The 11394-nt window shown below is 72.5% G+C and carries 12 protein-coding genes, 1 other RNA gene and 1 pseudogene; 7 read left to right on the forward strand and 7 right to left on the reverse strand.

Translation table 11 applies throughout. The annotated features are described in order from the left end of the window. Nucleotides 1-119: 119 nt before the first annotated feature. The 5 genes and pseudogenes from ftsE to ssrA form a co-directional block, all read left to right on the forward strand. Nucleotides 120-821: pseudogene (ftsE, locus tag JWQ92_RS03675) on the forward strand (cell division ATP-binding protein FtsE); the annotation flags it as partial. Nucleotides 822-1528: 707 nt separating this feature from the next. Further along, nucleotides 1529-2443: a permease-like cell division protein FtsX gene (gene ftsX, locus JWQ92_RS03680; protein ID WP_297343106.1), complete on the forward strand. Its 915-nt coding sequence runs from the start codon at nt 1529-1531 to the stop codon at nt 2441-2443. 163 nt (nt 2444-2606) lie between these two features. After that, on the forward strand, nt 2607-3083 hold the full coding sequence (gene smpB, locus JWQ92_RS03685) for an SsrA-binding protein SmpB (protein ID WP_297343107.1): 477 nt from the start codon (nt 2607-2609) through the stop codon (nt 3081-3083). A gap of 224 nt (nt 3084-3307) precedes the next feature. Continuing rightward, nucleotides 3308-3727 carry a GNAT family N-acetyltransferase gene (locus JWQ92_RS03690; protein ID WP_297343118.1) on the forward strand — a complete coding sequence of 140 codons (420 nt, stop codon included), beginning with the start codon at nt 3308-3310 and terminating at the stop codon, nt 3725-3727. Between the two features lie 65 nt (nt 3728-3792). Continuing rightward, nucleotides 3793-4168, forward strand: a transfer-messenger RNA (tmRNA) gene (ssrA, locus tag JWQ92_RS03695). A 51-nt stretch (nt 4169-4219) separates the two neighbouring features. Here the strand turns inward: ssrA and JWQ92_RS03700 are convergent. The 6 genes from JWQ92_RS03700 to aroA form a co-directional block, all read right to left on the reverse strand. Continuing rightward, nucleotides 4220-5473: an Nramp family divalent metal transporter gene (locus JWQ92_RS03700; protein ID WP_297343108.1), complete on the reverse strand. Its 1254-nt coding sequence runs from the start codon at nt 5471-5473 to the stop codon at nt 4220-4222. A gap of 15 nt (nt 5474-5488) precedes the next feature. Next, nucleotides 5489-6127: a methylated-DNA--[protein]-cysteine S-methyltransferase gene (locus JWQ92_RS03705; protein ID WP_297343109.1), complete on the reverse strand. Its 639-nt coding sequence runs from the start codon at nt 6125-6127 to the stop codon at nt 5489-5491. Further along, nucleotides 6124-6615: a sigma-70 family RNA polymerase sigma factor gene (locus JWQ92_RS03710; RefSeq protein ID WP_297343110.1), complete on the reverse strand. Its 492-nt coding sequence runs from the start codon at nt 6613-6615 to the stop codon at nt 6124-6126. Before JWQ92_RS03710 ends, JWQ92_RS03705 begins: the two co-directional genes overlap by 4 nt. A 7-nt stretch (nt 6616-6622) precedes the next feature. Continuing rightward, nucleotides 6623-7450: an inositol monophosphatase family protein gene (locus JWQ92_RS03715; protein WP_297343111.1), complete on the reverse strand. Its 828-nt coding sequence runs from the start codon at nt 7448-7450 to the stop codon at nt 6623-6625. Between the two features lie 62 nt (nt 7451-7512). Further along, nucleotides 7513-8610, reverse strand: a complete 1098-nt coding sequence (locus JWQ92_RS03720; RefSeq protein WP_297343112.1) for a ribosome small subunit-dependent GTPase A — start codon at nt 8608-8610, stop codon at nt 7513-7515. Further along, on the reverse strand, nt 8607-9926 hold the full coding sequence (gene aroA, locus JWQ92_RS03725) for a 3-phosphoshikimate 1-carboxyvinyltransferase (RefSeq protein WP_297343113.1): 1320 nt from the start codon (nt 9924-9926) through the stop codon (nt 8607-8609). The genes JWQ92_RS03720 and aroA overlap by 4 nt, the downstream gene beginning before the upstream one ends. Before the next feature lie 117 nt (nt 9927-10043). Between aroA and JWQ92_RS03730 the strand changes: the two genes are divergently transcribed. Further along, complete coding sequence (locus tag JWQ92_RS03730) at nt 10044-10946, forward strand: sigma-70 family RNA polymerase sigma factor (RefSeq protein WP_297343114.1); 903 nt, start codon at nt 10044-10046, stop codon at nt 10944-10946. Further along, a complete protein-coding gene (locus JWQ92_RS03735) occupies nt 10943-11185 on the forward strand; it encodes a zf-HC2 domain-containing protein (RefSeq protein WP_297343115.1) in 243 nt (80 codons plus the stop codon). Before JWQ92_RS03730 ends, JWQ92_RS03735 begins: the two co-directional genes overlap by 4 nt. A 6-nt stretch (nt 11186-11191) precedes the next feature. Here JWQ92_RS03735 and JWQ92_RS03740 read toward each other — a convergent pair. Beyond that, nucleotides 11192-11394 (reverse strand): hypothetical protein (locus JWQ92_RS03740; protein ID WP_297343116.1); only part of this gene is annotated, 203 nt, incomplete at its 5' end.

The raw sequence follows: 11394 nt of genomic DNA on the forward strand, positions 1-11394 counted from the left end.
GCGCCTGCACGGACCGGCGCGCCACGCCGGGGGAGTAGTCTTCCGGCCACCCGACCCGAACCCCGATCCGGCCAGCCTGCACCCGGCCCTCGCAGGATGTGCCTAGGCTGCCAGCCGTCATGATCCGCTTCGATTCCGTCACCAAGCGCTACCGCGGTGCTCCGCGGGCCGCCCTCGACGACGTCTCCCTCGAGATCGGCAGCGGTGAGTTCGTCTTCCTCGTCGGTGCCTCGGGCAGCGGCAAGTCGAGCCTGCTGCGCCTGATGCTGCGCGAGGAGCGCCCGACCTCCGGCGAGATCCACGTGCTCGGCCAGCGCCTCACGTCCATCTCGAGCCGAAAGGTGCCGTACTTCCGGCGCAGCCTCGGCGTCGTGTTCCAGGACTTCCGCCTGCTGCCGAACAAGACCATCTTCGACAACGTCGCCTTCACCCTGCAGGTGATCGGCAAGTCCCGCGGCTTCATCCAGGCGACCGTCCCGGACGTGCTCGGCATGGTCGGGCTCGCGGAGAAGGCCCAGAACATGCCGAACGAGCTCTCGGGCGGCGAGCAGCAGCGCGTCGCCATCGCCCGAGCCGTGGTCAACAAGCCGGCGATCCTGCTCGCCGACGAGCCCACCGGCAACCTCGACCCGACCACGAGCGACGAGATCATGAAGGTGCTCGACCGGATCAACGAGGCCGGCACGACCGTCGTCATGGCCACCCACGACGTCACCATCGTCGACCGGATGCAGAAGCGCGTCATCGAGCTCGTCGGCGGCCGCATCATCCGCGACGAGGAGGAGGCGACCTACGTCACCTCCTCGATCCCGATCCAGCGCCCGCAGCAGCCGCCGGTCACCGAGGGCGACACCGGCACGGTCCCCGTCTGGGCCCGCCGTGGCCGCGATCGGCCCGAGCCGCCCGTCACCACCGGCCCCACGCGCCCGCCCGGCACACCGCCGCAGACGGTGTGGCAGCAGCCGCCGCTGACGGCCGCACCCGCCGCACCGCGTCCCGCGACCGGTCCGCTTCCGACGGTGCAGCCGCCGACCGGCCCGAGCTCGCGCACGGAGGAGCAGCCCGAGCCGTCGCGGGCACCGGTCTGGGCGCGCACCGACACCGGCCCCGTCCGCACGGTCCCCGCCGACGCCGACCGGACGCCGTGGCGTCGGGGGGAGCCGGCGCCGCAGCCCGCGGCCCGCCCCGAGACCGATGCGGCGAGCCTGTTCTTCGCCGCCCCGTTGCCGCCGGAGCCACGGCCCGACCCGGGCCTCGACGCGGCGGAGCCCCGTCCGCGGTTCCGCCGCCGCGGCTCGGAGCCCGAGGTGGAGCAGGTCGATCCCGGCCGCGAGGAGCGTCCGGACGCACGTCGCGGCGTCCGCACGATCACCGGCGAGATCGACCTCGACGACACGGGCGACCCCGAGGGTCTCGAAGGCCGCAACGGTCGCCACCGCACACCGCCGCTGCCCGATCACCTCGACTTCATCACCGGACTCGGTCTCCGGGACCGCGATGCCGACGACGAAGGGGTGGGACCCTCCTCATGAGACTCGGACTCGTCCTCTCCGAGGCCGCCAGCGGCCTCCGCCGCAACCTCTCGATGGTCGTCTCGATCGTGCTCGTCACGTTCGTCTCGTTGACGTTCGTCGGCACCGCGGCGCTGCTGCAGCTGCAGATCGGCCAGATGAAGAACTTCTGGTACGACAAGGCGCAGGTGGCCGTGTACCTCTGCAACGGCGAGGTGCCGAGCACCCACTGCGGCAACGGCAGCGCGACCGCGGCGCAGATCAAGGCGATCGGCGACGCTCTGCACTCGGCGCAGCTGAAGCCGTTCATCAAGCAGTCGTACTTCGAGAACCACCAGCAGGCCTACAAGAACTTCGAGGCGCAGTTCAAAGGCAACCCCGTCGCCGACTACGTGACGCCGGACCTGCTCAACGAGGCCTACTGGGTGAACCTCAAGAACCCGAACCAGTCGGCGATCATCGCGGAGGCGGTCGCCGGTCTGCCCGGCGTCGACGCGGTGACCGACCAGCGGCGCCTGCTCGACCAGATCTTCGCCGTCCTGAACACGGCGTCGATCACCGCGGCCTCGATCGCGGCGCTCATGCTCGTGGCGGCGGCGCTGCTGATCTCCACGACCATCCGGCTGTCCGCCTTCTCCCGGCGACGGGAGCTCGGGATCATGCGCCTCGTCGGCGCGTCGAACCGGTTCATCCAGACGCCGTTCATCCTCGAGGGCGTGCTCGCCTCCCTCATCGGATCGGTGCTCGCCGGCCTCGCGACCGTGGGCATCGTGCAGTTCTTCGTGCAGGGCTTCCTCGCCCAGGCGCAGAAGGACATCGCGTTTGTCACGGTCTCGGATGCGCTCGTCGTCGTGCCGATCCTCATCGGTGTCGGCATCGTGCTCGCCGCCGTCTCGGCGAACGTGGCGATCAGCCGCTACCTGAGGGTGTAGCCGCCGCGGGCGCACGCCGCCCGTGCCGCCGGCCGGCTCCTCCCGTTCCGTCCCCGTGCCGCGTGCATGCTGGTGGACCGAGGGGGGTCCGAATCTCCGGAGCGGGTATGGAGCCTCGGCAGTAGACTGTCGGGCTGATCGATCAGCCGAGGAGGTGGTTGCAGTGCCCAGGGAGCAGGGTCGCAAGGTCGTCGCGAGCAACCGCCGGGCGCGCCACGACTACACCATCGAGGACACCATCGAGGCGGGACTGGTGCTCACGGGCACCGAGGTCAAGTCGCTGCGGCAGGGTCGAGCGTCGCTCATCGACGGCTACGCGTACATCGACGGGGGCGAGGCCTACCTCGACGCCGTGCACATCCCCGAGTACAACCAGGGCACGTGGACGAACCACCCGCCGCGCCGCACCAGGAAGCTGCTGCTGCACAAGCAGCAGATCCTCAAGCTCGGCAGCCGGGTGAAGGAGGGCGGCTACACACTCGTGCCGCTGTCGCTGTACTTCAGCGACGGCAAGGCCAAGGTCGAGCTCGCGCTCGCCAAGGGCAAGCGCGAGTACGACAAGCGCCAAGCGCTGCGTGAGCGGCAGGACCGCCGCGAGGCCGAACGCGCGATGTCCACTCGCCGGAACCTCGGCGAGTAGTCCTCATGGCTCCGGACCCCGGCGCCGAGTCCCGCACGACGCTCAGCGGTGTGCCGGCCGTGCCGACGTCGGATGTCCATACGCCTGGATCTCGGCGACCAGCCCTCGTGGACGGTGGAGTCCGCGCGCCGGAATCTCGGCCCGGCGCCGGGAGGCTGCAGGCGCGGCGTGACGACCCGCGGCGGCCCGACGTCGTCGCGGTGCTCACCGAGCATCTCGCCGACATGCACGCCACCTCACCGGCGGAGAGCGTCCACGCGCTCGACCCGGACGGGCTGGTCGCCCGGGGCGTCGCGTTCTGGACCGTCCGCGACGGCGGCGCCGTGCTCGGCTGCGGAGCCCTCGCCCCGATCGATGCGGTCAGGGGCGAGCTGAAGTCGCTGCGCACCACCGAGGCCGCCCGCGGCCGCGGCGTCGCCACCATCGTGCTGGCCGCCGTGCTCGCGGAGGCGCGGGGCCGCGGCTACGAGGCCGTCCTGCTCGAGACCGGTACCGAGCCGTTCTTCGTGCCGGCGCGGCGGCTGTACGAGCGCCACGGCTTCCGGCCCTGCCCGCCCTTCGGGGCGTACCGGGAGGACCCGCACAGCGCCTACTACATGCTGTCCCTCGATCCGGGAATGACCGAGGGGCCCTCGCGGTTCTAGACTGTCGGAGCCCCGGCAACGGGGCGACACAACTCCACAGTGCGACAGTGGCTCCGCGCCGTCATGGGGATGATCGGTTTCGACATTGCCTGTTCGACGACGGAAAGCGGGCCGAGGATGCATGCTTATCTCGCTAACGATGCATGCAAACAACAGGTGCCAGTAAGACTCGCACCGCCTTCTCTCTCGCTGCGTAAGCAAGAGTAGTCAAGGCCGTCGGACCGGGTTCGCCTCCGCCCCGGTATCCGGCGTCATCAAGGGGGCTTGCTACGGATGTCCTGCCTCGGGGCTTCGTGGGACTTTCACCGGGACTGGGCCTGTCGTCCGTAACCTGCCTGTGGCAAGGGACGGGGCCGAGTAGAACGAAAGACACAGGCTGCGCCCGGAGAAGACGCCGTTCTCCAGCAGTGGACGGGGGTTCGATTCCCCCCATCTCCACTCCTCGCGCGGATGTCACTGTCGCGCTGTGCAGCTCGGTCGGCGGCTGCTGTTTCAGGCGGTTCCCGTGAGGGTGACGCCGAGCAGCAGCACGTTCAGGGCGACGACCACGCCCGCCGCGGCCCAGCCGCCGATCCGCAGACCGCGGCCCGCGACGTAGGCGCCCATGAGCGACGCGTCCGAGTTCAGGCGGATGAGGGGCACGACCGCGAACGGGATCCCGAAGCTCAGCACCACCTGACTGATCACCAGCGTCGCGGTCGGCGGTGTGCCGAGCGCGAGCAGGACGAGCGCCGGCAGCAGGGTCACGACCCGGCGCGCGAGGAGCGGAACCTGCACCTTGAGCAGGCCGGCCATCACCTCGGAGCCGGCGTAGGCGCCCACGGAGCTCGACGCGAGGCCGGATGCCAGCAGCCCGATCGCGAAGAGCACTCCGATCACCGGCCCGAGCGCGGAGGTGATCGCGCCGTGCGCGCCCTCGATGGTCGTGGCGCCGCTGCTGCCCTGCAGGTTGGCGGCGGCCACGACGAGCAGGGCGATGTTGACCGCGCCGGCGAGTGCGAGCGCGACGATCACGTCCCACCGGGTCACGACCAGCAGATGGGGGAGCCGCTCCCCGGGATCGCCGTGACGGTCGCGGGTGAGCGACGAGTGCAGGTAGATCGCATGCGGCATCACCGTCGCGCCGAGCATCGAGGCGGCGAGCAGCACGGATCCGCCGTCCTTGAGCCGAGGGAGCAGGCCGCCCGCGACCCCGCTCCAATCCGTGCTGCCCGTGAAGACGCCCGCGGCGAACCCGATGGTGAGCACGGCGAGCAGCCCGACGACGAGCCCCTCGAAGACCCGTTGCCCCCGGCGGTGCTGCGCGGAGAGGAGCACGAGGGAGACGGCGCCGACGATCACCCCGCCGAGCAGCAGCGGCAGCCCGAACAGCAGCCGCAGCGCGATCGCGCCGCCGATCACCTCGGCCACGTCGGTGGCGGCCGCGACGACCTCGGCCTGCAGCCAGAACGCGATGCGAGACGGGCGGGAGAGCCGGCGGCCGAGCAGCTCCGGCAGGCTGGCGCCGGTGACGAGCCCGAGCCGCGCTGAGCAGTACTGCACGAGCGCCGCGATGGTGTTCGCGACGACGAGCACCCAGACGAGCGCGTAGCCCTCCGTCGCGCCCGCGGTGATGTTCACGGCCACGTTGCCCGGATCGACGTAGGCGATCGCGGCCACGAACGCGGGACCGAACCCCGAGACGAGCCGGACGAGCGACCGTCGCCGGGTCGCCCGCACGATCGCGGGGGCGGGGGCGTCGGTCACCCCGCTGATCCTGCCTCACAGAAGCCGGGGCGCGGACCCTCCGGATGCGGGGAGCACGCCGTCGCGCTCGAGTGCGAGCAGGCGCACCTTCGCCTCCGCGCCGCCCCGGTACGCGCCGGTGCTGCCGTCGGAGCGCACCACGCGGTGGCAGGGCACGACGAGCGGCACCGGGTTCGTGGCGCAGGCGGTGCCGACCGCGCGGACCGCGCGGGGCGCATCCGTGCGGGCGGCGAGCGCGGCGTAGCTGATGGTGCGGCCGAACGGCACCTCCCGCAGCCGCTCGAGCACGGCGAGCCGGAACCCCCGGGCGAGCCGCAGATCCACCGGCCCCGGGTACGGGCCGTGGTCACCGGCGAAGAAGTGGTCGAGCCAGCGCGCCGCAGGGTCCAGTCGGCGCGGCGCACGCAGCACGCGTGGACCGATGCGCGTGGCGAGGCTCTCGAGCACCTCGTCCTCGTCCTCGATCGCGAACGCGAGCCGGGCGACACCCTGCTCGGTGGCGGCGACGAGCAGCGGACCGAGCGGGGAGTCGACGGTCCGGTAGTGCACGTCGGGGGCGGCGTCGCCGGTCGCCGCGTCCTCGAGCCTCGCGTGGAGGCGGGCGAGCAGGGCGGGATCGGCGTCGGGAACGGCGAAGGGGGCGGTGGTGGTCATGCGATGTCCTTCCCGGCGAGCAGCGATCGGAGCCGCTGCACGCCGTCGGAGGCGGCCTTGCGGGCCGCGGGCTCGGTGGTGCCGGTGAGCTGCGCCACCTCGGCGAACGGCAGGCCGGCGAGGTGGTGGTGGACGACCGCGGCGCGCTGCCGGGTCGGGAGGAGCGCGAGCGCCGCCCACAGGTCGAGGTCCCGGCCGTCGGGGACGCCGAGGGTCGAGACGACCTCCGGCGGCTCCGCGGTCGGGAACGCCGCACGGGACCGCGCCCGGAGCACGTCGACGGCCTTCCTGTGCGCGATGGTGACGAGCCATCCGGCGACGTTCCCGTCGAACCGGGCCCAGGCGCCCATCGCGGCGAGGAAGGTCTCGCTCCAGGCGTCCTCCGCGTCGTGCTGGTCGAGCATGCCGCGGCAGACCCGCCAGACGAGCGGCCCGTGCTCGCCGACGACCCGTTCGAACGGTGCTTTCGCCGTCTCGGAGATGCTCACATCGATATCAACGGCCGGCGGGGCCGGAATGTGAGGCCGCGAGTCCGATCCGGTCGAGGGCCGCGTCGTGCAGGCGCCCGTTGGTCGCGAGCGCGGTGCCGTGCCAGGGGCCGTCGTGCCCGTCGAGCGAGGTGAACCGGCCGCCCGCCTCCGTGACGATCGGCACGAGCGCCGCCATGTCCCACACCTTGAGGTCGGGCTCCCCGGCGATGTCGACCTGGCCCTCGGCGACGAGCACGTAGGACCAGAAGTCGCCGAGCGCCCGGGTGCGCCAGCAGCCGCGGGCGAGGGCGAGCAGGCCGTCCAGGCCTCCCGCGTCGTCCCAGCCCTGGAGCGAGTTGTAGCTGAGCAGGGCGTCGGACAGCTCGCCGACCTTCGAGACCGACAGCCGAGCCGGAGCGCCGGTGCCGCGCTCGGTGACGGTGGCGGCCCACGCGCCGTGACCGCGGGCACCCCACCAGCGCCGGCGGAGCGCGGGCGCGGCGACGACGCCGAGGATCGGGTCGCCGTCGACGGCGAGCGCGATCAGGGTGGCCCAGATCGGCAGCCCTCGAAGGAAGTTCGTCGTGCCGTCGATCGGGTCGATGATCCACTGGCGGCCCGATCGCGCCTCGCCGCCGTACTCCTCGCCGAGCACCTCGTCGTCCTTGCGGGCGTCCTTCAGCGCGGCCCGGAGCGCCTGCTCGATCGCCTGGTCCGCATCCGTGACCGGGGTGCGGTCGGGCTTCGTCGAGATCGCGAGGTCGCCGGCCCGGAAGCGGTCGACGGCGAGCACGTGCGCCATGTCGGCGAGGTCGAGGGCGAGCTGCAGGTCCTCGAAGATGCCGGGCGCCATGGGACTCACACTAGGGCGCGCCTCGCGACGTCTCGCGGCGGAACGAGGTCGCGAGACGCGCCCTAGGCGTCGGGATCGGCCTCGTCGTCGGCGCCCTGCACCCGCCCGCCCTGAGCTTCGAGCAGCCGCTGCAGCGACTCGAGACGGCGGCGCCCGGCGTCGCCGAGCTCGCCCGCGTTCACCCGGTCGACGATCTCCCAGTCGTGGGCGTCCGCGAGCGCGATGCCGTCGGGCGGATCCGTGATCGGGCGGCTGCGGATCGCGAACGACCGCAGGATGTTCGTCGGGTCGACGTGCCCGAGCCCGAACGACCGGATGCCGGGGGTGTCGATGATCCACCCGGTCGCCGGCAGCCCCTCCGCCCGATCCGCCGCCGTCGCCCGGACGCGCAGGGAGACGCTCGACGACGACGTGTGGCGGCCGCGTCCCGTCACGGCGTTCACCGCGCCGATCGCGCGGCCCGCGTCGGGCACGAGCGCGTTCACGATCGTGGACTTCCCGACACCGGAGTGGCCGACGGCCACCGTCGTGCGGCCGAGCAGCAGGCGGCGCAGCCCGCTGAGATCGGCGCCGCGTTCGGTCGTCACGACAGTGAGCTCGAGCGGCGCGAACTCCGCGAGCAGGGGCGCCGGTTCCGCGAGGTCGGTCTTGGTGACGAGCAGCACGGCGTCGAGCCCGGCGTCGAACGCGGCGACGAGGTAGCGGTCGATCAGCGCGGGCCTCGGCTCGGGGTTGGCGGCGGCGACCACGACGAGCAGCTGGTCGGCGTTGGCGACCACGACCCGTTCGACGTCGTCCGTGTCGTCGGCGCTGCGCCGGAGCACCGTGCGGCGCGGCTCGAGGCGGACGATCCGGGCGAGCACGCCGGATTCGCCCGAGAGGTCGCCCACCACGTCGACCGCGTCGCCGGTGACCACGCCGACCTTGCCCAGCTCGCGGGCGCGGGTCGCCTGCACCTCCCGCTCCTCCGGGGTGTCCTCGAAGAGCAGCACCTGCATGCGGCCGCGGTCGACGGTGAGCACGCGCCCCGGAACGGCCGTCTCGTGCGCGGGTCGCTGCTTGGTGCGCGGCCGCGAGCCGCGGGGGTTCGGCCGCACCCGGGCGTCGGACTCGTCGTACTCGTCGTACGGGCCCTCCTCCTCGTCCGACAGCCAGCTCATCCGAGCATCCGCCGCCAGAGGTCCGCGAAGCCGGGGAGGGTCTTGGCGGTCGTCGCGATGTCGTCGACCACGACGCCGTCGACACCGAGTCCGACCAGTGCGCCGGTGGTGGCCATGCGGTGGTCCTCGTAGGCGCGCCAGGGGCGGCCGGGCGCTGCGAGCGGGCCGGGTTCGACGATCAGGCCGTCCTCGGTCTCCTCGACGCACGCTCCGACGGCGGTGAGCTCGGTCGCGAGCGCCGCCAGGCGGTCGGTCTCGTGCCCGCGGAGGTGCCCGATCCCGGTGAACGTGCTGCGCCCGTCGGCGAACACGGCGAGGCCGACGAGGGTCGGCGCGAGCTCGCCGCCCTCGGACAGGTCGAGGTCGACTGGGGCGAGCGGCGCCACCCGGACGCCGGCGCCGCCGTCGACGGTGAGCGCGCCCTGCTCGAGTGAGACGCCGGCGCCGAACGCGGCCAGCCAGTCGCGCAGCCGGTTCCCGACCTGCGTCGTCTCCTCCGGCCAGCCCGGCACCGTCACGGTGCCGCCGGCGACGAGGGCGGCGGCGAGGAACGGCGCCGCGTTGGACAGGTCGGGCTCGATGTCGACGTCGCGGCCACGGATCCGCTGCGCCTCCACGCGCCAGAGCGCCGCGGGCGGCCCGGCGCTCGCGGTCTCCACCCGCACGTGCCGCCGGGCGAGGGCGTCGATCGTCATCGCGATGTGCGGCATCGAGGGCAGGCGCTCGCCGCGGTGCTCCACCTCGATGCCGTCGTGGAGGCGGGCGCCGACGAGCAGCAGCCCGGAGACGAACTGGCTGGACGCCGAGGCGTCGATCACGACGCGGCCGCCTCGCACGTCCCCGGGTGTGACCGTGAAGGGCAGGGTGCCACGTCCGCCGTCGTCGACCTCGGCGCCGAGTGCGCGCAGCGACAGGATCGTCGTGGCCAGCGGTCGCGCCCTGGCGCGCTCATCGCCGTCGAAGCGCACGGGGCCGTCCGCGAGCAGCGCGACCGGGGGCAGGAAGCGCATGAGCGTGCCCGCGAGCCCGCAGTCGATGTCGACCCCGCCGGTGAGCGGCCCGGGTTCGATGTGGAGGGTGCCGTCGTCGTCGCGCCGGATGCGGGTGCCGAGCCGGCCGAGCGCCTCGACCATGAGATCGGTGTCGCGGGCGGCCAATGGCCGGCGCAAGGTGGAGGGCGCGTGCGCGAGCGCGGAGAGCACGAGCTCCCGGTTCGTGAGGCTCTTCGAGCCGGGCAGCTCGACGACCGCCGACAGCCGCCCCGACGGGCTGGGCGCGTTCCAGCCCGCGGGGGCGGAATAGGTCGGCGCGGCCATCGGTTCCACCATAGGTCCGGCGGACTCGAAGCGAAGGAGGGCGGCATGCCAGCAGCAGTGCTCGACGCACCGCTCCTCCCGGACGTCGTGGAGTGGCCGCCCGTAGAATCCTGGGCCATGTCCCTTCCCTCCGACCGCCCCGTCGACGACCGCGAGGTCGGGCCCTCTGACGAGCAGGAGTCCCCGCTGGAGGGGGCCGCCGGGGACGAGGCCGACGAGGACCTCGACCACGAGGTGCAGGACGCGCTCGCGGAGCCCGTCGATGGTGCCGACGAGACCGATGCGGCGACCCTCGACGACGAGGCCGATGCAGTCCCCTTCGGCCCGGCGGCCACGTCGCATCGCGACCCGTCGGAACCGGCCGGAACGGGCCCGGATGCCGCGCTCGAGGACGTCGCGCCGGGCGACGAGGAGCTCCGCGAGCTGTTCGAGCAGCAGGCGCTGCCGTTTCTCGACCAGCTGTACGCGGCCGGCATGCGGATGACCCGCAACCCGGCGGACGCGCAGGACCTGGTGCAGGAGACGTACGTGAAGGCGTTCAGCGCCTTCCGCCAGTACCAGCAGGGCACGAACCTGAAGGCCTGGCTGTACCGCATCCTCACGAACACGTTCATCAACAGCTACCGCAAGAAGCAGCGGGACCCGTACAAGAACACGATCGACGACCTCGAGGACTGGCAGCTCGGCGAGGCCGTCTCCACCACCTCCGCGTCGCGCGTCTCGCGCTCCGCGGAGGCCGAGGCGATCGACCACCTACCGGATTCCACGGTGAAGGACGCGTTGCAGTCCATCCCGGAGGACTTCCGGCTCGCGGTCTACCTCGCCGACGTCGAGGGGTTCTCCTACCAGGAGATCGCCGACATCATGAAGACCCCCGTTGGCACCGTGATGAGCCGCCTGCACCGCGGCCGCCGGCTGCTGCGGGACCGGCTGACCGGGTACGCCCAGGAACGCGGGATCGCCATGGGCGAGATCTCGCGCCGGGCGACCCCGACTCGAAAAGGGGCAGTGACGCCATGACCGATTGCGGTTGCGAGAAGGCCAAACGCGATCTCGAGGAGTATCTCCACCACGAGCTCGAGCGCACCGAGTACGCGGACATCACGGAGCACATGGCCGGCTGCGTCGACTGCGCGGAGGAGCACCACATCGGTGTCGTGCTCACCGACGCGGTCAAGCGTGCGTGCCGGGACACGGCGCCCGAGCAGCTCCGCGAGCACGTCATGGTGCAGCTGCGGCTCCTGACGCGCCACGTCTGACGCGGATCAGCGCCCGAAGAGCCCCTTGAGGGGACCGGGCAGCCTGCTGAGGAGCGCGGGCACGTCCACGCCGTACCGCTGCAGCTGCTCCGCGTACTGCGCGGGATCGACCTGCTCCGGTAGGTGCTTGTCGGCCTGATCGGCCAGTGCGTCCTTCCCGCGGTCGCGCAGGAACCGGACGATCGTCTCCTTGGGGATCTGCATGGCCC

It is taken from the genome of Amnibacterium sp. (assembly GCF_025463795.1).
GTDB lineage: Bacteria > Actinomycetota > Actinomycetes > Actinomycetales > Microbacteriaceae > Amnibacterium.

Bases quoted from the DNA above. Each gene is read 5' to 3' on its own strand.
- ftsX (WP_297343106.1), top strand. From the start codon at position 1,529: ATGAGACTCGGACTCGTCCTCTCCGAGGCCGCCAGCGGCCTCCGCCGC.
- JWQ92_RS03690 (WP_297343118.1), top strand. From the start codon at position 3,308: ATGCACGCCACCTCACCGGCGGAGAGCGTCCACGCGCTCGACCCGGAC.
- JWQ92_RS03705 (WP_297343109.1), bottom strand. From the start codon at position 6,127: ATGACCACCACCGCCCCCTTCGCCGTTCCCGACGCCGATCCCGCCCTG.
- JWQ92_RS03715 (WP_297343111.1), bottom strand. From the start codon at position 7,450: ATGGCGCCCGGCATCTTCGAGGACCTGCAGCTCGCCCTCGACCTCGCC.
- JWQ92_RS03720 (WP_297343112.1), bottom strand. From the start codon at position 8,610: ATGAGCTGGCTGTCGGACGAGGAGGAGGGCCCGTACGACGAGTACGAC.
- aroA (WP_297343113.1), bottom strand. From the start codon at position 9,926: ATGGCCGCGCCGACCTATTCCGCCCCCGCGGGCTGGAACGCGCCCAGC.
- JWQ92_RS03730 (WP_297343114.1), top strand. From the start codon at position 10,044: ATGTCCCTTCCCTCCGACCGCCCCGTCGACGACCGCGAGGTCGGGCCC.
- JWQ92_RS03735 (WP_297343115.1), top strand. From the start codon at position 10,943: ATGACCGATTGCGGTTGCGAGAAGGCCAAACGCGATCTCGAGGAGTAT.